This window comes from Myroides sp. LJL116 (assembly GCF_054871685.1).
Window position 1 is genome coordinate 99004 of record NZ_JBTXLR010000010.1, and the last position, 24698, is coordinate 123701.

Sequence of the window (24698 nt, forward strand, 5' to 3'; positions counted from 1 at the left end):
GGATATTTGTAGGTAGATAATATAATGGTAGTTTATTTAAAAGTAAAATTCTTAAATTGTATTTCTACAAGATAATGTAGATTGACAAGAAATAATTTTCTAGTTAATTTTCTTTTATGATAACCTTGAGCAAGCATAATTTCTTAAGGCATTTTAGCGCTTTATAAACTTTATTATAGCTTAAGTGTAAACAGGAAAGAGGGTAATATTTTTGTAAATTAAAAGGTGTCAACCTTTATTTTATAGCTTATGCCTGCTGTTTTTTAGGGGTATAAATGTGCTCGCATTCAAATACTATTTGTAAGCTTTTAAACAGTGAATAGTAAGAGCAACAATCTTTTTTTTTTCAAATATCTTTGCGTTAGATGTAAAATAACTCAGAAACTAGCTTAAATAGAGGTTCTTTTTAAAAAAGGCCTCTATTTTTTTTTATCCGTTTTTTAAGTAAAAAAGACAATAGCCCTAAACCGCTTTGAATTGCTTTTTTTACCTTTCATTTACTATATATGGCATCGTGTTATAGCTATTAAATAAGTAAAAACTCTTCCCAAATATAAGCTTTACACCACCTTGTGGCGATGCCAAGGCGCAACCTTATGCAGTCATAGTATAATTTAGCAGAGATTGCTGTTGAAATTTATCTAAGTATTTTATAGACTAAGAACTGACGTTATTTTTATCTGATTTTTTTGGTTGAATACCAAAATGAGTAAAAAGGTAAAATTGAAATAAATTTATGTTTGTAATTCATTTTAACTAATATAATATGTTGGTTTTTAATCAGTTGCGATGTTTGAATACTTTATATATTGGTTTTAGTAAGGGTAATCGAATGTAATTTAATAATATATGTTAAAATATATTTTTAATTTTGTTTTAATTTGTTAAATTTACATTTAAAAAGGTTTTATTCTTAATTGTAGTTGTTTTAAGTATATAAAGTGAAAACTTTTAAATGTTTAGTAAGTTAGAAATCATAAGAAAAATGCAATATGAAAATTGAACGTGTCTTTAGTGGTTTGGTTTTATTAGGAGTGTGCTTGTCGGCAATAAGTAGTTTTGCACAAGAAACGAATAATAATAATGTTTTTTCCAATAGTGGAGTCTTTTATATTAGTCCTGGGACAGAAGTAGGGGTAGAGTCTGAATTCTTAAATGAAGCGGTCAAACCTGGCGATATGTTCATAAATAATGGATCGATCCATTTTTTTAATGATTTTCAAAATCTAGGGATTTTTGATTTTGATTCTACTTTGAAATCAGGGAGAGTTAATTTTGCAAAGACTGGGGATAGACAATTGATTTTAGGAGGTGTCAATCCTACTTCTTTTTATGAGGTTTCTTTTGACTCGGATAGTGATATTTCCATTGAAAATGCTTTAAGTGTTGCTTCTAAAGCTTATTTTGTAAATGGTATCTTATATGTTAATCCATATGAAGGAAGTCTTACTTTTTTAGAAAACTCCTCTCATGAAGGAGCAAGAGACGGGGCCCATGTGGTTGGAAAGGTAGAAAAAGAAGGGAAATTCTTTTTTGAAATGCCCGTAGGAGATTCTCAATATTACAGAGGAATGGCTTTAGGAGAAAGTGGGAGTAGCAAGGATGTCTTTACGGTTCAGTATGTGAGAGAAAACCCAGTGAGCGCTTCCCGACCTTTTGACGCCAAGGAAGATGAACAGATTGATATCATTGACGAAGAAGAATACTGGGAAATAGATACCACTTCTGTAGATGGAAGGGTTATTATCTCTTTGACCTGGAATGAGGCTACAACGCCAAAAGAAATTATTGCCAGAGGAGGTGAGGATAAACTTAGGATTATGTGGTGGGATGAAGTGCTAAAGAAATGGGTAAACGAATCAGGGGTATCTGATGTGCAAACTAAAACGGTAACTACAACCATAGAAGTACGCGCTAAGGGAATCTTTACCTTAGGGGTTGCTTCGGAGAAAGAGGCGGATAATGATACCGATGTTATTATTTATAACGGGGTGAGTCCAAATGGGGATGGAATTAATGATTACTTTACTATTAAAAATATTCATAAATACCCTAACAATAGTGTAGAAATTATTAATAGATGGGGTAATACAGTGTTTAGTACAACCAATTATGATAAAAATGGAGATGGAAGTGAAAATGTGTTTACTGGAATGGCTGAAGGTCGTGGAGTTAGGTCAAGTGGTAAATTGCCTTCCGGTACCTACTTCTATGTCGTAAAATATGAATTTACCGATGCTAATGGTACAAGATGGATTAAGAAAGCGGGTTATTTGAACTTAGAAAACAACTAAATGCATGATGGAAGTAAAAATTGCTATTAAAAAGATAAAGGGACTAGTATTGCTAGGTTTCTTCATGTGTATATCAGCACAGGGATTGGCCCAACAAGATCCACAGTATACACAATATATGTATAATACAACTAACATTAACCCTGCTTATACAGGTTCGAGAGGAAACCTAAGTGTCTTTGGTCTCTATAGAACCCAATGGGTGGGAATGGATGGTGCTCCAAAAACCGTGAATGCATCGGTTGACTCTCCAATTGGGGATACTAATTTATCGGTAGGGGTAAACTTTATCAATGATAAAATTGGTGTTACCACCGAGAATACTTTTTCGGTAAACCTTGCTTATACGGTGTCTTTAAACTATGACTTAAAACTTGCTTTTGGTTTAAAGGGAACCGGAAATTTATTTAGTGTAGAATATTCTCGATTAAATTTAGAAAATCCAGATGATCCAAACATGAATGGAGGACAAGATCTGAAAAATAAGTTTAATCCCAATATTGGAGCTGGTTTATTCTTATATTCTGATAAGGGATATGTCGGGTTCTCTATTCCTCATCTTCTAGATACGGATGTTAAGGGAGAGGAAGGTACAAAACTTATAAAGCAAAGGGCACATTATTACTTAACAGCAGGTTATGTATTTGATGTATCTCCAACGGTGAAATTTAAACCTGCTTTATTAGCAAAAGCCGTTAGTGGTGCCCCTGTACAGGTGGATATTACAGCTAATGCTATGTTTGTAGAAAAGTTCACTTTAGGAGTTGCCTATAGATGGGATGCTTCTGTGAGTGCTTTAGCTGGTTTTCAGGTAAATGACAATGTGTTTGTAGGTTATTCTTATGATGCAGATACATCCAAGCTTAAGAACTACAACAGTGGTTCACATGAAATTTTCTTGAGGTTTGATTTATTTAATCGTTACAATAGGGTGAGTAGTTCTCGCTTCTTCTAAATGAAATTATCTTATGAAAAAATATTTATACAAAGGTTTGGTCGTTATTGGTTTGCTATGTCTTCCTATAACAGGAGTAGCTCAAAACAAAGCTGCTACCAAAGGGGATAGGGAGTTTAATCAAATGGGATTTGCCGAGGCGATTTTAGACTATGAGAGAGCCATTGCTAAAGGAGATAGATCCATTGGAGTACTAAGTAATTTAGCGGAGTCCTATTTTGTAAATGGCCAGTATGCAGATGCAAAAAAATGGTATGATGAATTATTTATAACAGGTGGATTTGATCCAACGGCTGATCAATATTACAATTATGTACAAACCCTGAAGAATGCTGGGGATTATAAAAAAGCAGATGCTTTATTGGATAAAATGAGCCAAGTTTACCCAAGTGATAATAGGGTTATTCTTTACAATAAGGATAAACATTATATGCAGACTTTAAGGAGTAATCCTTATGCTTATGGGGTTAGACATATGCCAAGTGTAAATACTCCTTATGCAGAATTTGGTTCTGCAATGTATAAAGGAAGTATGATTTTCTCTTCCTCTCAAGAACGTACCAATTATTACCAAAGAATACATTCTTGGACCAATGATCCTTTTACGAAAATTTATTCCGTTGAGGTATTTATAGATGGTAGAATTGGAAAAACAAAACCCTTTTCTAAGCAAATAGATAGCAAATTTAACCAATCTACTCCTGCTTTTACTAAGGATGAAAAAACCATGTATTTTTCTAGTAATGACAGGGATCAAAAGTATGGTTCCTCTACCAATTATATGAATCTTTATAGAGCTACTTATAATGGGAAAGTATGGACTAATATTGTAAAGTTGCCCTTTAATGTAGAGGGAGCAAGTACTGCGCATCCTGCTCTTACTAATGATGAGAAGTGGCTTTATTTTGTATCTGATAGGGATGGAGGGTTTGGTCATAGTGACTTATATAGAGTGGAGATTTTGCCTTCAGGGGCTTATGGGGAGCCACAGAACTTAGGCTCGCAGATTAATACAGAATCAAGAGAAAGCTTTCCATATATAAGCAAGGAGAATGTATTGTATTTTGCCTCAGATGGTCATCCAGGGATGGGTGGTTTAGATGTTTATGGCGTACAGCTTTATCCAGATGGAAGTTTTGGGTCTGTTGTGAATTTAGGACCATCTGTGAATACAGCGTACGATGATTTCGCCTTCTATTTAGACAGTGAAGGAAAGTATGGTTTTATGAGTTCGAATCGCCCTGGCGGTTTGGGGAAAGATGATTTATATTTCGTTAGAGAAGCGGAAGGGATTGATTTAAGCCAACACCAAACTATTTATGGAAAAGTGTATGACTTAGCTACTTTAGAACCAATTATGAATGCTCAAGTTTCTTTGCATGATGCCAATAATACTATTGTAGGTAGTGTGACAAGCAATCAAAATGGAGATTACTCCATGGAAGGGGTTACCACTTTTATTGGATACTCTATTAGTGTTCAAGCTCCAGATTATAATTATATTCAAATAGGATTTGATCCTTTTCAACAAGGAAATAAATTTTTCTTTGATTTTGGATTACAACGCAGTGTGCCAGAAGCTCCTGCTTTGAAGATTGAAGAAGGACAAGATTTGATGAAGGTACTTAACTTAGAACCTATTTATTTTGAGTTCGATAGTGCTAAGATAACTAGTAGAGCAGAAATTGAGTTACAATATATTTATAAGATTATGGTGGAAAATCCTACCATGACTATTTTAATTCGCTCTCATACAGATAATAGAGGTGCTGCGGCATATAACCTTGCTTTATCTCAAAGAAGAGCAGATTCAACCAAAGCATGGTTGGTTAAACAGGGAATAAATTCAAGTAGAATAAAAACTATTGGAGTGGGATCTACAGAGCCAATTAATGAGTGTAGTAAAGCCCAACCTTGTACAGAGTTACAATATTTAGAAAATAGAAGAAGTGAGTTTATAATAACTAAATTATAGGGAATATTTTTTGTTTTAAATTCGATATTTTATTCATTAAAAGCATCCTTTTATACTTGTATAAAAGGGTGCTTTTTAGCTTTTTTAATGTTTTGTTTTTAGTCTATTTACTCTAAAAAAGTGGGAAATATTTCTTTTATTGGCTTTTAAAACACGCTGTTTTACTCCCAATAATAGGGGGAAAGCAAAAATATGGTCTAGAGCGATGGTTTGTTGAGAGAAAATGCTTAATTTGCACGATAGAATTAATTTCAAAAGTAGAAAAATATTTATAATGATAATACAACCTAGAACAAGAGGATTTATTTGCTTAACTTCTCATCCACAAGGATGTGCGAAAAATGTTGAAACGCAAATTGAGTATGTAAAATCAAAAGGACTTATTGAAAATGGTCCTAAAAAAGTATTAGTAATTGGAGCTTCTACCGGTTTTGGTTTAGCTTCTCGTATTTCTGCTGCCTTTGGATCCAACGCAGCTACAATAGGAGTGTTTTTTGAGAAACCAGCTGCTCCAGGTAAACCAGGTACGGCAGGTTGGTATAATTCTGCTGCATTTGAGACATTTGCACATGAGCAAGGGTTATATGCAAAGAGTATCAATGGAGATGCTTTTTCTGATGATATTAAAAAACAAACTATTGATTTAATTAAACAAGATTTAGGACAAGTAGATCTTGTGGTATATAGTTTAGCTTCTCCTAGAAGAACTCACCCTAAAACAGGAGTGGCACATTCTTCGGTTTTAAAACCAATAGGACAGCCTTTTACTAACAAAACAGTTGATTTCCATACAGGAGTTGTTTCTCAGATCAGTATTGATCCAATCCAAAATGAGGAGGATATCGATAACACTATTGCTGTTATGGGTGGAGAAGACTGGAAATTCTGGATGGAAGAATTAAAGCAAGCTGGAGTACTAGCTCAAGGATGTAAAACAGTTGCTTATTCTTATATTGGACCTGAGTTGACTTTCCCTATTTACCGTAATGGTACAATTGGTATGGCTAAGAATGACTTAGAGAAAACTGTAGAATACTTAAATGATTATTTAAAAGATCTTAATGGTGTTTCTTATGTTTCTGTAAACAAAGCTTTAGTTACTCAATCTAGTTCTGCTATTCCAGTAGTTCCTTTATATATTTCTTTACTATATAAAGTAATGAAAGAAAAAGGAATTCACGAAGGATGTATTGAGCAAATGCAACGTTTATTTGCAGAGAGACTTTATAGTTCCACTACACAATTAGATGAGCAAGGAAGAATCCGTGTGGATGATTTAGAAATGAGAGAAGATGTTCAACAAGAAGTAGCTAAGTTATGGGATGAGGTAACAAGTGAAAATATTGCTGAAATTTCTGATATTGAAGGATACAGAAAAGATTTCTTCAACTTATTTGGTTTCGAATTTGACGCTATAGATTATGATAAAGATACAGATGAGCTTGTAATGGTTCAAAGTATTGGATAATCTATCTTAGATACATAAAAAAAGAGTTCACTTTTAGTGAACTCTTTTTTTTTATCTGCCAGTTACAATACCAAATTGTTTATTTTAAAAGTAATCTGTTTTGATTTGCTTTATCAATAGGGCTATGCTCTTATTGAGATGTTGTATATGGGATTGTAATTTGTTTTGCTTTTCAAGGTCGCTAGGTCGCTGTTCTAAATCCTCTAAGTATGGTATAACCTCTATGACTTTAAGTTGTTTAAACATAGGTAGCATTTTATGGGCAATATTGGAAACCATTGTCAAGTCTAATTCTTGCTCGGCATAACTTAAATCCAATAAATTCTCACTAGTACTTTCCATAAAAATAAGAAGTATTTTTTGTATTGCCTCTAGATCTTGACCTATGAATTTTTGTAAATCTTCTACACTATACATGGTAGAAGATGTGCTATTTGGTAGTATTTGTGTTTCTTTTTTATCCTCTATTTCCTGTAGTTGCGCTTCTATTTTTAAAGCTTTTGCAATAATAAGTAGTAAAATATTTAAATGCAGAGGTTTATTGTGGGAAGCAGTAAAGCCAGCTGAAGTAAAGTCCAAAGGATTTAAATCTCTCTTACCTGAAAGGGCTATAATAGGTATGTCACAAAAAGCCGTAGTGGATCTTATTTTTTGTACAAGCTCAAAACCATCTAATTGCGGCATCTGTATATCACTTAGAATAATATCTACTTTTTGTTTTTCTAAAGCAGGAATCACCTTTGTAGAGTCATTTATTAATATGGTCTCTTTAAATAATGGAGTAAAGATTTCCTGCATTAATTGTAGCTGTATTTTATCATCATCTACAATTAGTACTCGGTGATTTTTAAAAAGATCTTTAGCTAAAAGATTTAATTCAAGATCTTTTGGTTTTGCATCTATTTTTTCTTGTAAAGGTAAACTTATTGTAAAGGTAGATCCTTTAGAAAGGATGCTTTCTACTTTGATGCTTCCTTTTAGAAGTTCTACTAAACGTTTAGAAATATTTAAACCTAATCCTGTACCTCCAAATTTCTTTTCAATACCTGCATTGGCTTGGGTGAATTCTTTGAAAATTTGGTCTAACTGATCTTGCTCAATACCTATTCCTGTATCTTTCACTTCAATGATTAGATCCATATCTTTTTTACTTGCCTTGATTTGCACAGATCCCTGTTGAGTGAATTTTACAGCATTGGAGATAAGATTGGTAAGTATTTGTTTAATACGGTAGCCATCTACATAGAATTCTTGATCTAAGTCTGGCTCAATATCCCAAGTTAGTTCTATGCTTTTGTTATTAGCCATTACCAGTAAAGGAAAGCAAGAGCTTTGTAAAAGGTCTTTTATATTGGTATTGGTATAGCTAATAGTAATTTTATTATTTTCTAATTTAGAAAAGTCCGTTAAGTCTTGAATTAAGTTTGCAATGTATTTTCCCGAAGATTTTATGTTCGCGATATATTGGGTTTGCTTTTGATTTAAAAGACTTTGCTCTAGTAGATCACTAAAGCCAAGTAAGCTTCCTAAAGGAGTCTGTAAATCATGGGTCACTGTTGCAAATAACATTGTTTTACTTCTTAAAAGCTCTTCTTTTTCAATGTTTAATCTTTCTAGGGCTAGACGATTTTCTTGGGTTTGATTAATGTCTTTTATGATAATAAAGCCAAGTATGATAATAACAAATAAGGCAGACCCACCTATATAGGCAATGTTTGTTGAAGCTGTGCTTATATGGGATTTTGATTCGTTTATTTTTTGGAAGGAAAGGGCAATAATATTTTTCTCAACTCCTAGTAGAATGTCATTTAGTTGATCGGTTATGATTTTATTTTGGTCAATTAACTGTAGTTCTCTTTGGTATAAAATATTTTGTTGGCCTTTGATTTTATCCTGTGTACTTAGGATAATTTTTTGCATAGATGAAATTAAAGAGTCTGCTATACTAGGGTAGTTTACCGTTGTTTTTATAGTATCGGTATGATCTCCTTTAAATAGTCTTGCAAGAGCTCCTCTTTTTTCTTTTTGCGTAGTTTGTACAATGATAGGTTCGATGTTCTTTTCTATTTCCTGTCTAATGTCATAGATTTCTAAGAATGCTGCATCGTAATTATTTTGATCCTCAATAGCTGCTCTAGCAACTAATAGTTCCTGAAAGCTCGTTTTCTTTTTTAAAAGTAAATCTTTTACTGTATCGAGTTTATCTAGTACTACTTTATCTGAAATTCCTTGTTGTAATAGTTCAATTTGTCCAACGATTGTATCTAGCTCTGCATAATAAAGATGAATGTCCTTTTTATTATTAGTAAGGATGGCATTTCTGGCGTAAGACTCCGAATTGAATATATTATTCATCATAGTACTTACAAGAAAAGCTTTGTTGTTTTCCTGTTGAATTGCCGTCTCTGGCTCAGTAAAAGTTTTAGCTTCTCTATATATATATGCACCCGATAAAATAACGGTGGTCAATAGAATCAGATATAAGGTAAATATTTTGAGCTTAATGGATAAACTATTCTTCATTATAAGGGACTTGATAAGTTAGTCAACTGCAAAAGTACAAAACAACTTCATAGCTTATACTCCTATAAGGAAGATTCTTACCCTAGAGTAAAACAAAATCTAAGAATATATTGGAAAGCAAAAAAAAATGGAGACACATTACGTATCTCCATCTTACTTTATTTTTTTAGAGGGATTATTTTGCAATACCTCTTGAAATAACGATTTTTTGGATCTCTGAAGTACCTTCATAGATTTGAGTGATCTTAGCATCTCTCATCATTCTCTCTACGTGGTATTCTCTTACATATCCATTTCCACCGTGGATTTGTACCGCTTCTATAGTGGTATCCATAGCTGTTTTTGAAGCAAATAACTTAGCCATAGCACCAGAGATAGAGATATCTTGTCCTTGGTCTTTTTCTGCAGCTGCTTTCATACATAATAAACGTGCAGCAGAGATATTAGTAGCCATATCTGCTAATTTAAATGCAATAGCTTGGTGGTTGATAATCTCTGTTCCGAAAGCTTTACGCTCCTTAGCATATTGTAAAGAAAGCTCATAAGCTCCTTGTGCAATACCTAATGCTTGAGATGCAATACCAATTCTTCCTCCGTTTAAAACATTCATTGCAAATGCAAAACCAAAACCATCTTCTCCAATTCTGTTAGCTTTAGGAACTTTCACATCTGTGAACATTAAAGAGTGTGTGTCAGAACCTCTAATTCCCATTTTTTGTTCTTTTGCACCAATTTCAAAACCAGGAGTACCTTTTTCAATAATTAAGGCATTGATTCCTTTGTGTTTTTTATCTGCATCGGTTTGAGCAATTACGATAAAAGTATCTGCTGTTCCTCCGTTTGTAATCCAGTTTTTTGTACCATTAACAAGGTAGTAATCTCCCATGTCAATTGCTGTAGTTTTTTGAGAAGTAGCATCTGAACCTGCTTCAGGCTCTGATAAACAAAATGCTCCGATTACTTGACCAGAAGCTAGTGGAACTAAGAATTTTTCTTTTTGTTCTTCACTTGCGTACTTTTCAAGACCTGCACAAACTAAAGAGTTGTTTACAGACATAACCACTGCAGCAGAAGCATCCACTTTAGCGATTTCTTCCATAGCTAATACATAAGATACGCTATCTAAACCACTACCTCCATATTTTGGATCTACCATCATTCCTAAAAATCCTAACTCCCCAAGTTTTTTAACTTGTTCTGTAGGGAAGATGGAATGTTCATCTCTTTCTATAACTCCAGGTAATAGCTCTGTTTGAGCAAAATCGCGCGCAGCTTGTTGAATCATCAACTGCTCTTCCGTTAAATTGAAATCCATTTATTTTTCTTAATTTATATTTATTTAGTTTTTTGTAGTGCTCAAATATATATGAATTTAATTAATAATTCAACCAAGTTTCTGTATTTTTATAGCCATGGGAAGATATTGTTATAGTATTGTCGGTGTTATGAGTGGTACCTCTTTGGATGGAATTGATTTAGCATATGTTAAATTTAGCTATGATTCAGACAAAGAAAAGGGATGGAGTTTCTCGCTTAAAGAAGCTCAAACGATACCCTATAAGCAAAAGTGGCGTACTACTTTAAAACAAGCTTTGCATTATAGCAAAGAAGAGTTAGAACAGTTAAATCACGATTATACCGTCTATTTAGCAGGAGTAATTCAGGATTTTATTACCCAACACAATCTAGAGGATATTGATGCGGTTTGCTCTCATGGGCATACCATTTTACATCAGCCAGATTTAGGGTATACCTTGCAAATTGGCAATTTGCCAATTTTAGCGGATCTTATTAATCAAACGGTGGTATGTGATTTTCGTACCCAAGATGTAGCTTTAAAAGGACAAGGTGCTCCACTAGTTCCATTAGGGGATGCTTTACTTTTTTCCCAATACCAGGCTTGTGTGAATTTAGGAGGTTTTGCTAACATTTCCTTTACTGATGCATACAACAAGCGCATTGCCTTTGATATTTGTCCAGTGAACATTGTTCTAAATGCTTTTGTAGCTGGGCAAGGATTATTGTATGATAAGGACGGAGATCTGAGTAAACTAGGTAAGGTTAATGTTGATTTGTTAGAGGAGTTAAATGCCTTAGATTACTATAAAGAACCTGGGCCAAAGTCTTTAGGTGTAGAATTTGTGCAGGAGTATATACAACCTGTTTTACAGAAGTATACTTTATCTACGTCTGATTATTTATGTACTTATACGGCTCATATTGTGAAGCAAATAAAACTGGTTTTAGAACACAATGCCTTGCAAAATGTTCTCTTAAGTGGTGGTGGAAGTCACAATGCTTTTTTAGTAGAACAATTAAAATCTTCGAGTGATAAATTCACCCTAGTGGTTCCAACAAAAGATATCGTGGATTTTAAAGAGGCTATTATTTTTGGTTTTTTAGGAGTTTTACGACTTTTAGGGCAAAATAACATTTTAAGCAGTGTTACAGGAGCAACCAAAGATCATTGTGGCGGAATGGTTTATCAACCCTTTACCCAATTCAAATAAGGGCTGTTTCTTTGTATAGCCTCCGATTTTACGCACAGCTATTCTTATAGTTGAGAAAATCTTATATTTAGCTAGCTATTTGGGAGATAAAAAAACGTGTATTTGATTCGTTTGTGACTAAAAACATTTTATATTTGACTAATAATAACTAAAGGATAAAATTTCTAGGTTTTTACAGGTGGAATACCTCTTAATTTGACTGAAAGCAAAGTAATAGAGTAACTTATCGGCATGACTCTTGCAGTTGTTGTGTCAAGCAAAAAAAATACGTACAAAATTTAAACAAAATTATTTATGATTCATTTCTTACAAGTGGATACAGTGGGAGTTGCAAATGCTGCTTTGCAGGGTATAGAACAAGGTGAACAAGCCATTAAAAAGGAGCTTGCTATTAGTGAAATAATTTTTAGCGGTGGAATAATTGGTCAGACTATTATGGCTATTTTATTTATAATGCTTTTTATGACGATCTACCTTTACTTTGAACGTTTTTTTGCTATTAAAAAAGCAGCTCAAATTGATCAAAATTTCATGACGCAGATCAAAGTATTCTTAGCTCAAGGTAAAATTGATAAAGCAAAAGAACTTTGTGCCTCTACTAATGCCCCTGTTGCTCGATTAATTAATAAAGGTATCTCTAGAATTGGTAAACCACTTCAAGATATTAATACAGCTATAGAGAATACAGGTAAAATTGAAATTTACAAATTAGAAAAAAACTTGAACTTATTAGCAACTCTTTCAGGTGCTGGTCCTATGACTGGATTTTTAGGAACAGTTGTAGGAATGGTAATGGCCTTTCATGAAATGTCTGCTCAAAGTTCAGCTAGAATTGATATGAGTGTTTTAGCCGAAGGTATTTATACTGCGATGATGACAACTGTTGCTGGTTTAATTGTTGGAATTATTGCCTATGTAGGTTATAACCACTTGGTTTCTAAAATTGATAAAGTAATACATCATTTAGAGGCAAGTGCTATCGAATTTTTAGATCTTTTAAATGAGCCTGCATAATGAATATTAGAGGAAGAAATAAAGTATCAGCAGAATTCAATATGTCTTCAATGACAGATATTGTTTTTTTACTATTGATTTTCTTTATGGTAGCCATTACAACGATGACAACTACTAATGCTTTAGATTTGGTTTTACCTAATTCAGAGGGTAAAAGCGATGCGGTGGAAACCCTTGCAGTTAGTATTGATCCTCAAAGTAATTATTTTGTCAACCAAAAGAAAGTAGACCCATCTGTTTTGGAAGTAGAATTACAAGAGGCTTTGAAGGACGAACAAGAACCTAACCTTGTTTTACATGTATCTAAAGGTGTTCCTGTGGAAGATGCAGTGCTTGTTATGGATATAGCTTATAGAAATAATTATAAAATTGTATTGGCCGTGCAGCCAAAATAATATGAAGATACTCCAAGAAGATAGCCAAAGACGATCCTTTGCGATAACCTCTACTATTTTTGTAGTCTTATTGCTTTTGATTTTTTTCTGGAAGTTACCCAAGGTAGAAGAACAACCTATTTTAACAGGAGGGGAGATAGCTATTAGTTTTGGTAATAGTAAAACAGGAAGTGGAAAGGTACAGCCTAAGGAAATTATAGAAACAACTCCTGAGGTTGCTAAACCAGAACCTAAGAAGACCCAAGAAGTACAAGAGGTTTTAACGCAAAATACAGTGGAGACTCCTGTGGTGAAACCACCTACAACTAAACCTGTAGAGAAAATAGTACAGCCAGAACCTGTGGTTAAGCCCGAACCAAAGCCTGATCCAAAGCCAAGCCAAAGTACTACAGATGCTTTAGCCTCACTTATCAATGGACCTAAGCAAACAGGCAAGCCTGAACAAGGTCAAGGCCAAAGTAGTACTGCAGGAGATCAAGGTGCTTTACATGGAGATATGTATTCCAATTCTACCTATGGTAGTGGACAAGGCCAAACAAGTGGAGGAGGAGCTAGTTGGGGGTTAAATGGACGTTCTTTATCTAGTAGAGGACAAGTAATCCCAGATTGTAATGAAGTGGGGACTGTAGTGGTGGAAATTCGAGTAGATCAGTCCGGAAGGGTAATTTCTGCTCAACACACTAAAGGAACTACTAATTCAGCTAAATGTTTAACGGATGCTGCTATTGCTACAGCTAAGACCTTTAGATGGAAACCAGATCAAAAAGCTCCAAGTACACAAATTGGCTTTATAGTAATTAATTTTAGAGTGGGGGCTTAAGGCCTTTATTGTATGAAAATGACTTATCAACAAACTTTACAATGGATGTTTGCTCAATTACCTATGTACCAAATGCAAGGTGCAGTAGCTTATAAGGCAGATTTATCTAATATTTACAAACTATGTGATTACTTAGGTAATCCACAAAAAGATTTTAAGACCATACATATAGCGGGAACCAATGGTAAAGGGTCTACCTCTAGTATGGTTAGTTCTATATTACAACAAGCAGGTTATAAAGTAGGATTGTACACCTCTCCACATTTAAAAGACTTTCGCGAGCGAATTAAAATAAGTGGGCAGGAAATATCCCAAGATTTTGTAGTAGAGTTTATACACAATAACAAATCTTTTTTTGAACAAAATGATTTAAGCTTCTTTGAGATGACTGTAGCGATGGCTTTTGCTTATTTTAAACAGCAACAAGTTGATGTAGCAGTTATTGAAGTTGGAATGGGTGGGCGATTAGATGCCACCAATATTATTAATCCACTTTTAAGTATAATTACTAATATTGGATTAGATCATACCGCTTTTTTAGGAAATACCTTAGCTAAGGTTGCCTTTGAGAAAGCTGGTATCATTAAAGAGAATACTCCAGTGGTGATTGGTGAATATACCCATGAAACCAAAGAGGTTTTCTTAGAAGTTGCTAAGCAAAAAAATGCACCTATATATTTTGCCCAAGACCTTTATAATAAAGAACTACCTCAAAGTGATTTAAAAGGAGCTTATCAAAAGAATAATATTAGATGTGTTTGTCAGGCGATGGAGGTATTAAAGCAAGATTTTACTATTTCTTCTGATGCTATAGAGCAAGGCCTATTACATGTGGTAGAGAATACCCATTTTCTAGGACGCTGGCAAAAATTAGGTCAAAATCCAACTATTATTGCGGACACTGCACATAATGCTCATGGATTAGAAATAGTGATGCAGCAATTAAAAGAGCAGACTTATGACAAGCTTTGGATTGTTTTTGGGGTAGTAAATGATAAAGATTTAGATAGTATTTTAGGATTCTTACCTAAAGAGGCTAATTATTTATTTTCAAAACCAGATAATTCAAGAGCAATGGATCCTTTTGTTTTACAAGAAAAAGCAAAACAATATGGATTAATTGGCGAGGTTTATGGTTCAATACCAGAGGCTTATGCTAAGGCAAAGGCTTTAGCAGCACAAGAAGACTTTATTTATATAGGAGGAAGTACTTTTGTTGTTGCAGAAATTTTATAAAAAAAGTGACAAAATGCTTGCAGAGTTAAAATGAGGTCGTATATTTGCACCCGTAATAACAACAGTATTACACGTTCTTTTAAAAGGAAAATGGGCGATTAGCTCAGTTGGTTCAGAGCACCTCGTTTACACCGAGGGGGTCGGGGGTTCGAATCCCTCATCGCCCACCATTTTTCTAAAATAGCGTAATCCAAACTTGTATTAAAGACATTTTTGGGCGATTAGCTCAGTTGGTTCAGAGCACCTCGTTTACACCGAGGGGGTCGGGGGTTCGAATCCCTCATCGCCCACAAGAATTTAAGTTTATCCAAAACTTGTTTAATACAGTTTCGGGCGATTAGCTCAGTTGGTTCAGAGCACCTCGTTTACACCGAGGGGGTCGGGGGTTCGAATCCCTCATCGCCCACAAGAATTTAAGTTTATCCAAAACTTGTTTAATACAGTTTCGGGCGATTAGCTCAGTTGGTTCAGAGCACCTCGTTTACACCGAGGGGGTCGGGGGTTCGAATCCCTCATCGCCCACAAGAATTTAAGTTTATCCAAAACTTGTTTAATACAGTTTTGGGCGATTAGCTCAGTTGGTTCAGAGCACCTCGTTTACACCGAGGGGGTCGGGGGTTCGAATCCCTCATCGCCCACAAAATCTAAGTTTACCCAAAACTTGTTTTAATACAGTTTCGGGCGATTAGCTCAGTTGGTTCAGAGCACCTCGTTTACACCGAGGGGGTCGGGGGTTCGAATCCCTCATCGCCCACAAAAAAGCCTTACATAAATTTATGTAAGGCTTTTTTTATTTCTAGTTTATCCTTTTGCTTAGTCTGCTTACTGTGTTTTTTGAGCTATAACAGAATTTATTTCCAAAAATAAAGCCGAGCAATTAATTTAATTCTTACCTTAGAAAGGCATTATTTCAATACTACTAATTATGATTTATCCATTTATCTCATTAGGACTATTAGTTGCTTTTTTTGTTTACCTTATCTACGTAATAGGTATAAAAAAAGATTTTAAACGACAGAAAAATAATGTTTTTGCAGGTTTATTTATTGTATTGATTTGGGGAGTTATTTATTACTTTTTGGTTAAGTAATTTTTTTATTCAACGAACTAAGTATTACCACTCTACGTATTTCTCCTTCTGACAAGCAAGTGTAGCTATGCTGCAATGAGATATAAAGCAACCTTTTATAAAAAAAGGCAGTATTTGCCGTTATTTTTACAGACTAGTTAAAGGTATAACTCAGAAAATAACTAGGGATCAAAAAATAAAATTCTTATCTTAACTATACATTCAAAGATTTTCAATTTTTATTACAGCCTCTAAAAGCCTGTTTTTACAAAATTAAGGGAAGAATGAGCCGTTCTAAGGTTAGTTCGATAACTTTAGAAGTGGACTTAAGAGTAAAGACTTTGTAATTTTTTAGTTTCTAAGCTTCCCTTTGTTTTTTGGTAAAGGCCTTGGTTTTGCATTATGCTAGCTAAATAGTGGTTAATTGTTGGGATAAAAGCTAAATTACCGCTGTAGAGTTCTTGTAATGTGGAAATATGAATTATCTTTGTCTCTTATTAAAATTAAGAAAAATGACATTAAATCAGATATTAACTCCACAGATAGAGAAGGCAGTTCATACCATATACGGAGTAACCGTAGAGAAAGTTGAATACCAAGGTACAAGGAAAGAGTTTGAAGGAGATATTACGGTAGTTATTTTCCCTTTTTTAAGACAAATAAAGGGGAATCCAGTAGAGATAGGAACCAAAATTGGGGAATACTTAGTGGAGAATACTTCTATTATCGAACGGTTTAATGTAGTGAAAGGATTCCTAAACCTTGTGGTTTCTGATACCTATTATATTAACTTCTTTAATGATATTAAAGCACAAGAGCATTTTGGATTTGTTCCTTTAGATCAAAATTCAAAGGCTGTATTGGTAGAATATTCTTCTCCTAATACCAATAAACCTTTACACCTTGGACACGTTAGAAATAACCTTTTAGGTTATTCTGTTGCTGAGATTTTAAAGGCAGCTGGTAATAAAGTATATAAAACACAAATTATCAATGACCGTGGTATCCATATTTGTAAGAGTATGCTTGCTTGGCAAAAATTTGGACAGGGACAAACTCCTGAATCTACAGGATTAAAAGGAGATAAATTAGTTGGTAATTACTACGTTAAGTTTGATCAAGTTTACAAAGAGCAAATTAATGCTTTAATGCAGAACGATGGCTTAACAGAAGAAGAAGCTAAAAAGCAAGCTCCTATTATTTTAGAGGCTAAGCAAATGCTTTTAGATTGGGAAGCTAATAAACCAGAGGTAATCGAATTATGGAAAACAATGAACCAATGGGTTTATGATGGTTTTGCTGTAAGTTATAAGAACCTAGGTGTAGATTTTGATAAAAACTACTTTGAAAGCGACACCTACCTTTTAGGAAAAGATATCGTTGAGCAAGGTTTAGAAAAAGGAGTGTTTTTCAAAAAACCAGATAATTCTGTATGGATTGATTTATCAGATGAAGGTTTAGATGAGAAGTTAGTTCTAAGAGGAGATGGTACTTCGGTATACATGACTCAAGACTTAGGTACAGCTATTCAACGTGTGAAAGATTTTGCTGATACTTCAGGTATGGTTTACACTGTTGGAAACGAACAAGATTATCACTTTAAAGTTTTGTTTTTAATTTTAAAGAAATTAGGATACCAGTGGGCAGAAAGCCTATACCATTTATCATACGGAATGGTGGACTTACCTTCAGGAAAGATGAAGTCTAGAGAAGGAACTGTTGTGGATGCGGATGATTTAATGTTAGAAATGGCTCAAACAGCTCAAACTATATCAGAAGATTTAGGTAAGTTAGAGGGGTATTCTGATCAAGAGAAACAATCTTTATATAATACAATTGGACTTGGAGCTTTAAAATACTATATTTTAAAAGTAGATCCAAGAAAGAGAATATTATTCAATCCTGAAGAATCTGTGGATTTTGCTGGGAATACAGGTCCTTTTATTCAATATACTTATGCGCGTATCCAATCTATTATTCGCAAGAGTGATTTTGATTATAGCCAAACTATCTCCAATATCGCATTAGATCCAAAAGAGAAAGAATTATTAAAACTTGTTGCTGAATTCCCAACAGTTATCCAAGATGCAGCACGTAGTTATAGTCCTGCTTTAATTGCAAACTATATCTATGATTTGGTAAGAGAATACAACTCTTTCTACCAAACTGTTTCTATCTTAGGGGAACAAGAACAAGACTTAAAGGTTTTCAGAGTACAATTATCTCTAAAAGTGGGACAAATCATTAAAGATGCATTTGCACTTTTAGGTATTGCTGTACCTGAGCGTATGTAATATTTTACTTAAGTGAAAAAAGAAAAGTCCTATATATATCAGTCGCTTGTCATAATCATTATGGCAAGTGGCTTTTTTTTATTCTTTAAGGCTCAGTTGCCCAATAAGATATTCTCTGTAGAACCTATTGTAAATAAGAATGTTGTCATTGATTCCCTTCTTTTACAAGCAGTAGCCGATTATAAAGATAGTAGCTTAACTACAGCTGATACCTCTAGTGGTAAACAAACAGAAAAGCAGAATACTTCTGAGAATAATCAAGACACTACTGTAGAGCAAAAGGGGCAAAGTCCAAAGAGCAAAGATGGTTTCTTGGGGCAAGAGGATTTTAAAAACAATGGCTTTGCCAATACCGATGGTATGGACAATTTGGAGTACTTCTACAGTCAATTATACGATCTACAGCAAGATCCTAATAAGTCGGTTAGGATAGCTTATTATGGGGACTCTATGACAGATGGTGATATGATTGTACAAGATTTAAGAGCAAGCTTCCAAGAGAACTTTTCTGGTAACGGTGTGGGATTTGTACCTATAACCAATGAATCTAGTAGATCAAGGGCTTCTATTACCCATCGTTATTCCAATAACTGGAACACTATTTCTTATGTAAATAACAGAAATCCTATACGTCCTTTTGGGGTATCTGGACAAGTGTTTTTAGTAAAAGATAGCGTTAATCCCACTTGGGTTTCTATTGCTGCTGGTGGTATTAAACATATGCGCTCTTTATATAGTCCTACCCTTTATTATGGCAAGTCGGATAATAAAACAGCAAGTGTTCAAATTATAGCTGATAGAGATACTGTAGTAAAACAATTACAACCCAATAATAAGCTTAATCGTTTAGAGCTTGTAAAAGGTCCTGTTAAAAAACTAGAGGTTAATTTTATAAAGGCTGATTCTATTGCCTTTTACGGTATAAATGTTGGAAGCAGTAAAGGAGTACAAGTAGATAACTTCTCCTCTAGAGGAAATTCAGGTCTACCTATCTCATTATTCTCTACGGGGTTAATTAATTCCTTTGATAACTATTTACATTACGATCTTATTATCTTACACTTTGGTACTAATGTTTTAAACTATGGTTCTTATAATTACTCTTGGTATACCAATCAAATGTCTAGGGTAGTTAAGCACTTACAACAGTGTTTTCCTAAGGCGGATATTTTGGTTATTTCAACAGCAGATAAAGCAACAAAATATGAAACAAGTATGCAAAGTGATTCAGCAGTTACTCCATTAGTTAATGCCCAAAAACGCTATGCTAAGCAAAATAATATTGCATTTTTCAACCTGTATAAGGCCATGGGAGGAGAAGGTTCTATGGTAGAGTGGGTGGAAGAGCTTCCTACAAGAGCCAATAAGGACTATACACACTTTAACTATAGAGGTGCAAAAGAAGTTGCTAATTTACTGTATAAGCAGATCGATCAAGGTTATTTATTATACCAAGGTAAAAGAGAAGAGCAGAAAAAAAATAAAGAAAAACAGATTCGATTAGAAAAGCAAAGAGATTCTTTAGCCCTTGCTAAGGACTCTTTGACAATAGAAGTATCCAATGAAAATTAAATCACTACCCAACATAAGCCATTTGTTCAATAAATTTCACCTATTTGTTGTTCTATTTTTTAGTTGTTTTACCCTAGCTTTTTCTCAGTCTACTACCATAGCAATAAAAGATAGCGAAGAGCAGATCTATTTTGATAGCACTTCAACAGAGCAGCCAGCAATTTATTATGCCGAGCATTTAGAACAGTTTTTTACCAAACTAGAAATGCTAGATTCTTTAAAACAAGGTAAAATTAATATCGTACACATAGGGGATTCTCATATACAGGCCGATTTTTTTACTGGACAAATGCGTAATTTATTACAAAATCGCTTTGGAAATGGAGGAATGGGGTTTGCTTTCCCTTACAAATTAGCGCGAACTAATGGTAATAGCGATGTAAAATATACCTCGAATATCGCCTGGGAGAGTTATAGAAATATCTTTCCAGTCAATGGTGCTAAAGTAGGCTTAAGTGGTATTGCATTATCTACTAGTAGTAAAGATGCTGTGGTTGAACTTTCGGTGAGTAATCCTTTGTTTTACTTTTCAAGATTAAAGGTATTTACTCCTTCTGATCAGCAGATATTTAATATTGCTACTTCCAATACGCCTATTAATATGGTGAGTAATGTAGCCAAGAAAACTAGCCATACCATAAAAAGTGGGGAGTCTTTATCTGGAATTGCTCGAAAATATGGTACTACAGTTGCCCAAATTAAGAAAGCTAATAATCTAAAGAGCGATAATATTGTAGCTGGAAAAAAGCTTAGTATTCCCTCTAAAGAAATGCAGACTGTAAAGGTGAATATTTCTTCTTTTAATCCTTTAGTAGCCGAACAGAAAACGGGTTACTATGATTTTAGTTTTGAAGAGCCTTTAAGTAAGGTTTACCTATATCCAAAAGAGGATCTTTCTTTATATGATTTGAATGGGATTGTATTGGAAAACTCTTCTGCGGGGATTATCTATCACAGTATAGGAGTTAATGGAGCAAGATATTCTGATTTTTCTAAGTATCCTTTATTTTTTGAACAGTTAAAGGGATTAGAACCGGATTTAATTATTTTATCTATGGGGACCAATGAAGCTTTTGATAAAATGAGCGTAGAAGATTTTACTTATTCAGTAAATAATTTTTTAAAACAAATAAAACAGGATAACCCTCAAGTGGATATATTGCTTACTTCACCACCTCCGAGTTACTTTTCTAGATCTAATCCAAATACCATCGTAACGAGCTTGAGTAATGAGTTAATCATACAGGGGATTTCTAGTAATTATGCTTTGTGGGATCTTTATTATAACTTAGGAGGTACTCTTGGTCTTCCCAATCTTCAGCAAAATGGTTATTTAGCAAAAGACTTAGTACATTATACCGTAAAGGGATATGAGTACTCAGCCGAGCTTTTCTACCAGGCCTTATTACAGAGTTATGATCAATTTCACAAGACTAAAAGCTTATTAAACAATGAGTCTATTTAATATAGAGATACCTTCCTTTACCACTAGCGAAATAATAAATTGGTTTACTTTCAATGCAAAGGAGCCATTGTTATTTAATTCCGGGTTATTCTTAGGAATGTTTATAGTATTTTACTTTTTTTATATTGCCCTTAGAAAGACATTCCACATCCGTCTTTTATATGTGGTACTATTCTCTTTATTTTTTTATTATAAATCCAGTGGTTATTATTTTATCGTTTTAGTGGGCTCTTCCTTATTGGATTATTATTTGGCCAATATTATATATAATACCCAAGACAATCTACGTCGAAAGACATTACTTACCATAAGTATTATTGTCAACTTGTCTTTGTTAGGATATTTTAAGTATACCAACTTCTTCTTAGATGGGGTAAATGTTTTAGCAAACACTAGTTTTCATTTAGATGCAATTATTTTACCAGTTGGTATTTCCTTTTTTACTTTTCAATCCATTAGTTATATCATTGAGATATATAGAAAAGAAATAGAGCCTACCAAGACCTTTTTAGATTATGTATTCTTTATTTCCTTTTTCCCTCAATTAGTAGCAGGACCTATTGTTAGGGCAAATGAGTTCCTACCTCAGATTTATGCTAAACTACAGGTAAGTAGAGAACAGGTAAATGAGGGGTTTTTACTTATCATAGGTGGTGTTTTAAAAAAGGCAGTAATCTCTGATTATATTTCGGTAAACTTTGTGGATCGCGTTTTTGATGCGCCAAACACCTATACAGGATTTGAAAACTTAATGGCTACTTATGGGTATGCTATTCAAATTTATTGTGATTTCTCAGGGTATTCTGACATGGCCATTGGAATTGCATTATTAATGGGCTATCGTTTGCCAACCAACTTTAATGTTCCTTATCAAAGTATGTCTATTACCGAGTTTTGGAGAAGATGGCATATTTCACTTTCTACTTGGTTGAAGGACTTTTTATACATTTCCGTAGGAGGAAATAGAAAGGGGAGTTTTGGTGGATATTTATTTCCAGCTTTGTTTTTTATAGGAATTTTAGGTTGGGGTATCTATTATTACCCCCATAGTATATGGCCCTTAGTAGTAGCAATAAGTAGTATTGTTGTATTTGGATTAACTATACTTCTTTCTCCTCAAAAGCAGAAAAGTACCTTCACTAATTTCAACCTTTTAACCACAATGCTTTTAGGTGGTTTATGGCATGGAGCTAGTTTGAGGTTTATTGTTTGGGGAGCTTTGCACGGGATGGGTTTAGCGGTTCACAAAGTGGTGATGGAATTGTTTCCAAGAGCCAAGGGTAGTAAGCCAAGTTTTTTATGGCGTTTATTTAGTGTAATTCTTACCTTTCACTTTGTTACTTTTTGTTGGATTTTCTTCCGTTCCGATTCCTTTGAGGTTGCTTTAAATATCATCGATAATATTATTAAGATGGAATTCTCCTGGAAGGCGTGGCTTATTATTATAACCTCTTATAAGAGTTCTTTTATCTTAATTGCAATAGGGTTTATCTGGCATTTTATACCAGTGAATTGGTTTAATCCTATTCATCAGCTTTTTAATGCTGCACCTGTTTTTGTAAAAAGTGTTGTGTTAGGTTTCGTTTTCTGGGTTGTTTACGCTACAGCTACAGCTGGAGCCCAACCTTTTATTTACTTCCAGTTTTAAGGTAAACACATATAGATATAAAATAAAAATGCTTTGTTAATTATAACAAAGCATTTTTATTTTAAAATTGAATTAGCGCAAATCACTAGAGTGTTTTGGAGAAAGACAAACTTCCGCAAATTGGATCACTTTCTCTTCTTCTAAAGCTGCTAAAATGGCATAAACATTTTTATAATCGGTTTGTAAAGGAACATTAATTACAAAGTAATAATCATCTACTAATTCGATTTCTGTCTGTGCATAAAGTATTTCATTGTATAAATCTTCTTTATTGTATTTATCGGACTCTACAATGACTTGTATAGTACTATTGCCACAATACTCATATACATGTTCAAAAGTATAAAGATTAGGAGTTTTTGTAGGTGTTGCATAAACGATATCCTCGCATGATAAATCAGGACCATAAAATGGGATGTTATCAATTTTAAATAATCCTTTCTCTTTATCGATAGGAATTCCCCAAAATATTTCCTGAGTTTCTTTTTCTAATACTTCACTTTGATAAGTAATTTTAATTTGGGCAAACTCTTCCTTGTTTTTGTTCATATTCTAAAGGATTTTATTACAATTATATCTATTGCAAAGATAATAGACTTTTATGGCTTACAATAGCATGTTAATAAATATTCTACACTTAGCTACCTATAGTGCATTACCACATTGTTTTAAGATATAATCTTAAGTGTTTGGTTATTCTTTAATATACCATATAAGGGGACAACTTCAAAAGAAAAAGGATACAGTAGATTTATGTTAATGTTCTATAGCTTTGGTTTTTAAGGTAAAAGCAATACTTTTTTTTATTATCTTTAACAGTACTACTTCTAAAAGAGAATAGCTATGGAAAAAGCAATTAAACTATTTGTGGCTGTGTTATTATTACTAACTACCTTTTCTATGCCAGCGGACTTTTATCGTCTTGTAAGTTTTGTAGTTGTGGTAGCCTTTAGTATTCTAGCTTATAATTCTCATGTCAATAAGAAATTAGTAGAAATGGGCACCTATTTAGGGTTGATCTTAGTTCTACAACCATTCTACTCTTTTGACATTAGTAGAACAGTTTACATTATTATAAATATAGTGATTGCTGTAGGTCTTATTTTGTCCATATTCATAAAAATTCCTCCTAAGAAATCCGTTTGATTTCTATGTAATGGTCTACTTTCCTTTTAGAAATTTAATAGAGCTATAGTTTTTATCGGCTCCTTGTACTTTGATCCACCTTTTTCTGTTTGTTAAGGTAAGATATCCTTGTATTATAAAGCGATGGGTAATGGTATTTTATTCTTGATATGCTATTTTATGTTAATATTTTCAAATAACTATTGTTTTTTATATTAATAAATATGTAATGTATATGTATTTAATAAGATTTATGTAAAAGATTGCGACTAAGTATATTGTGTTTGAATTTTTATTATATTGCATATGCTGTTCATACAAAAGGTTTAGGTAAT

Annotated in this window: 17 protein-coding genes and 6 tRNA genes; 20 read left to right on the plus strand and 3 right to left on the minus strand. The window is 33.6% G+C overall.

The features are described from left to right. The first annotated feature begins 992 nt into the window (after nt 1-992). The 4 genes from ACYSNM_RS09160 to fabV all read left to right on the plus strand — a co-directional run bounded on the left by ACYSNM_RS09160 (nt 993) and on the right by fabV (nt 6692). Entirely contained in the window at nt 993-2294 is a 1302-nt protein-coding gene (locus ACYSNM_RS09160; RefSeq protein ID WP_461756618.1) for a gliding motility-associated C-terminal domain-containing protein, read from the plus strand. A gap of 7 nt (nt 2295-2301) precedes the next feature. Continuing rightward, nucleotides 2302-3249 (plus strand): PorP/SprF family type IX secretion system membrane protein, encoded by a 948-nt coding sequence (locus ACYSNM_RS09165; protein ID WP_461756651.1) that lies wholly within the window; start codon nt 2302-2304, stop codon nt 3247-3249. Between the two features lie 13 nt (nt 3250-3262). Further along, nucleotides 3263-5224: an OmpA family protein gene (locus ACYSNM_RS09170; RefSeq protein WP_461756619.1), complete on the plus strand. Its 1962-nt coding sequence runs from the start codon at nt 3263-3265 to the stop codon at nt 5222-5224. Nucleotides 5225-5498: 274 nt separating this feature from the next. Continuing rightward, nucleotides 5499-6692, plus strand: a complete 1194-nt coding sequence (fabV, locus tag ACYSNM_RS09175) for an enoyl-ACP reductase FabV (protein WP_461756620.1) — start codon at nt 5499-5501, stop codon at nt 6690-6692. An 84-nt stretch (nt 6693-6776) separates the two neighbouring features. Here fabV and ACYSNM_RS09180 read toward each other — a convergent pair whose 3' ends face one another. Further along, nucleotides 6777-9215, minus strand: a complete 2439-nt coding sequence (locus ACYSNM_RS09180; RefSeq protein ID WP_461756621.1) for an ATP-binding protein — start codon at nt 9213-9215, stop codon at nt 6777-6779. A 175-nt stretch (nt 9216-9390) separates the two neighbouring features. Then, the gene (locus ACYSNM_RS09185) at nt 9391-10530 is read right to left on the minus strand and encodes an acyl-CoA dehydrogenase family protein (protein WP_461753049.1); all 1140 of its coding nucleotides are present in this window, start codon (nt 10528-10530) and stop codon (nt 9391-9393) included. Between the two features lie 97 nt (nt 10531-10627). Here ACYSNM_RS09185 and ACYSNM_RS09190 point away from each other — a divergent pair, with 97 nt between their 5' ends. The 15 genes from ACYSNM_RS09190 (at nt 10628) to ACYSNM_RS09260 (ending at nt 23238) form a co-directional block, all read left to right on the plus strand. Then, nucleotides 10628-11725, plus strand: coding sequence for an anhydro-N-acetylmuramic acid kinase (locus tag ACYSNM_RS09190; RefSeq protein ID WP_461756622.1), 1098 nt, complete (start codon nt 10628-10630; stop codon nt 11723-11725). 294 nt (nt 11726-12019) lie between these two features. Next, entirely contained in the window at nt 12020-12739 is a 720-nt protein-coding gene (locus ACYSNM_RS09195) for a MotA/TolQ/ExbB proton channel family protein (RefSeq protein ID WP_461756623.1), read from the plus strand. Next, nucleotides 12739-13134: an ExbD/TolR family protein gene (locus ACYSNM_RS09200; protein WP_461756624.1), complete on the plus strand. Its 396-nt coding sequence runs from the start codon at nt 12739-12741 to the stop codon at nt 13132-13134. The genes ACYSNM_RS09195 and ACYSNM_RS09200 overlap by 1 nt, the downstream gene beginning before the upstream one ends. Nucleotide 13135: 1 nt before the next feature. Further along, nucleotides 13136-13954 (plus strand): energy transducer TonB, encoded by an 819-nt coding sequence (locus tag ACYSNM_RS09205; RefSeq protein WP_461756625.1) that lies wholly within the window; start codon nt 13136-13138, stop codon nt 13952-13954. Nucleotides 13955-13972: 18 nt separating this feature from the next. Continuing rightward, nucleotides 13973-15190, plus strand: coding sequence for a bifunctional folylpolyglutamate synthase/dihydrofolate synthase (locus tag ACYSNM_RS09210; RefSeq protein WP_461756652.1), 1218 nt, complete (start codon nt 13973-13975; stop codon nt 15188-15190). Nucleotides 15191-15282: 92 nt separating this feature from the next. Continuing rightward, a tRNA-Val gene (locus ACYSNM_RS09215) sits at nt 15283-15360 on the plus strand. Nucleotides 15361-15405: 45 nt separating this feature from the next. Next, a tRNA-Val gene (locus ACYSNM_RS09220) sits at nt 15406-15480 on the plus strand. Nucleotides 15481-15521: 41 nt separating this feature from the next. Beyond that, a tRNA-Val gene (locus tag ACYSNM_RS09225) sits at nt 15522-15596 on the plus strand. A gap of 41 nt (nt 15597-15637) precedes the next feature. Then, nucleotides 15638-15712, plus strand: a tRNA-Val gene (locus tag ACYSNM_RS09230). A 41-nt stretch (nt 15713-15753) separates the two neighbouring features. After that, nucleotides 15754-15828: transfer RNA gene (locus ACYSNM_RS09235), tRNA-Val, on the plus strand. A 41-nt stretch (nt 15829-15869) separates the two neighbouring features. Next, nucleotides 15870-15944: transfer RNA gene (locus ACYSNM_RS09240), tRNA-Val, on the plus strand. Between the two features lie 827 nt (nt 15945-16771). Next, nucleotides 16772-18553 (plus strand): arginine--tRNA ligase, encoded by a 1782-nt coding sequence (gene argS / locus ACYSNM_RS09245; RefSeq protein ID WP_461756626.1) that lies wholly within the window; start codon nt 16772-16774, stop codon nt 18551-18553. Nucleotides 18554-18613: 60 nt separating this feature from the next. Next, a complete protein-coding gene (locus ACYSNM_RS09250; RefSeq protein WP_461756627.1) occupies nt 18614-20125 on the plus strand; it encodes a GDSL-type esterase/lipase family protein in 1512 nt (503 codons plus the stop codon). Then, the gene (locus ACYSNM_RS09255) at nt 20115-21590 is read left to right on the plus strand and encodes a LysM peptidoglycan-binding domain-containing protein (protein WP_461756628.1); all 1476 of its coding nucleotides are present in this window, start codon (nt 20115-20117) and stop codon (nt 21588-21590) included. Before ACYSNM_RS09250 ends, ACYSNM_RS09255 begins: the two co-directional genes overlap by 11 nt. Further along, a complete protein-coding gene (locus ACYSNM_RS09260; protein WP_461756629.1) occupies nt 21577-23238 on the plus strand; it encodes an MBOAT family O-acyltransferase in 1662 nt (553 codons plus the stop codon). Before ACYSNM_RS09255 ends, ACYSNM_RS09260 begins: the two co-directional genes overlap by 14 nt. Nucleotides 23239-23310: 72 nt before the next feature. Here ACYSNM_RS09260 and ACYSNM_RS09265 read toward each other — a convergent pair whose 3' ends face one another. After that, nucleotides 23311-23787 carry a DUF4265 domain-containing protein gene (locus ACYSNM_RS09265; RefSeq protein ID WP_461753951.1) on the minus strand — a complete coding sequence of 159 codons (477 nt, stop codon included), beginning with the start codon at nt 23785-23787 and terminating at the stop codon, nt 23311-23313. Nucleotides 23788-24081: 294 nt separating this feature from the next. On the opposite strand from ACYSNM_RS09265, the gene ACYSNM_RS09270 reads away from it, so the two are divergent. Continuing rightward, nucleotides 24082-24384 (plus strand): DUF6804 family protein, encoded by a 303-nt coding sequence (locus ACYSNM_RS09270; protein WP_461756630.1) that lies wholly within the window; start codon nt 24082-24084, stop codon nt 24382-24384. Nucleotides 24385-24698 lie beyond the last annotated feature (314 nt).

Bases quoted from the DNA above. Each gene is read 5' to 3' on its own strand.
- ACYSNM_RS09160 (WP_461756618.1), top strand. From the start codon at position 993: ATGAAAATTGAACGTGTCTTTAGTGGTTTGGTTTTATTAGGAGTGTGC.
- ACYSNM_RS09165 (WP_461756651.1), top strand. From the start codon at position 2,302: ATGGAAGTAAAAATTGCTATTAAAAAGATAAAGGGACTAGTATTGCTA.
- ACYSNM_RS09170 (WP_461756619.1), top strand. From the start codon at position 3,263: ATGAAAAAATATTTATACAAAGGTTTGGTCGTTATTGGTTTGCTATGT.
- fabV (WP_461756620.1), top strand. From the start codon at position 5,499: ATGATAATACAACCTAGAACAAGAGGATTTATTTGCTTAACTTCTCAT.
- ACYSNM_RS09180 (WP_461756621.1), bottom strand. From the start codon at position 9,215: ATGAAGAATAGTTTATCCATTAAGCTCAAAATATTTACCTTATATCTG.
- ACYSNM_RS09185 (WP_461753049.1), bottom strand. From the start codon at position 10,530: ATGGATTTCAATTTAACGGAAGAGCAGTTGATGATTCAACAAGCTGCG.
- ACYSNM_RS09190 (WP_461756622.1), top strand. From the start codon at position 10,628: ATGGGAAGATATTGTTATAGTATTGTCGGTGTTATGAGTGGTACCTCT.
- ACYSNM_RS09195 (WP_461756623.1), top strand. From the start codon at position 12,020: ATGATTCATTTCTTACAAGTGGATACAGTGGGAGTTGCAAATGCTGCT.
- ACYSNM_RS09200 (WP_461756624.1), top strand. From the start codon at position 12,739: ATGAATATTAGAGGAAGAAATAAAGTATCAGCAGAATTCAATATGTCT.
- ACYSNM_RS09205 (WP_461756625.1), top strand. From the start codon at position 13,136: ATGAAGATACTCCAAGAAGATAGCCAAAGACGATCCTTTGCGATAACC.
- ACYSNM_RS09210 (WP_461756652.1), top strand. From the start codon at position 13,973: ATGACTTATCAACAAACTTTACAATGGATGTTTGCTCAATTACCTATG.
- argS (WP_461756626.1), top strand. From the start codon at position 16,772: ATGACATTAAATCAGATATTAACTCCACAGATAGAGAAGGCAGTTCAT.
- ACYSNM_RS09250 (WP_461756627.1), top strand. From the start codon at position 18,614: ATGGCAAGTGGCTTTTTTTTATTCTTTAAGGCTCAGTTGCCCAATAAG.
- ACYSNM_RS09255 (WP_461756628.1), top strand. From the start codon at position 20,115: ATGAAAATTAAATCACTACCCAACATAAGCCATTTGTTCAATAAATTT.
- ACYSNM_RS09260 (WP_461756629.1), top strand. From the start codon at position 21,577: ATGAGTCTATTTAATATAGAGATACCTTCCTTTACCACTAGCGAAATA.
- ACYSNM_RS09265 (WP_461753951.1), bottom strand. From the start codon at position 23,787: ATGAACAAAAACAAGGAAGAGTTTGCCCAAATTAAAATTACTTATCAA.
- ACYSNM_RS09270 (WP_461756630.1), top strand. From the start codon at position 24,082: ATGGAAAAAGCAATTAAACTATTTGTGGCTGTGTTATTATTACTAACT.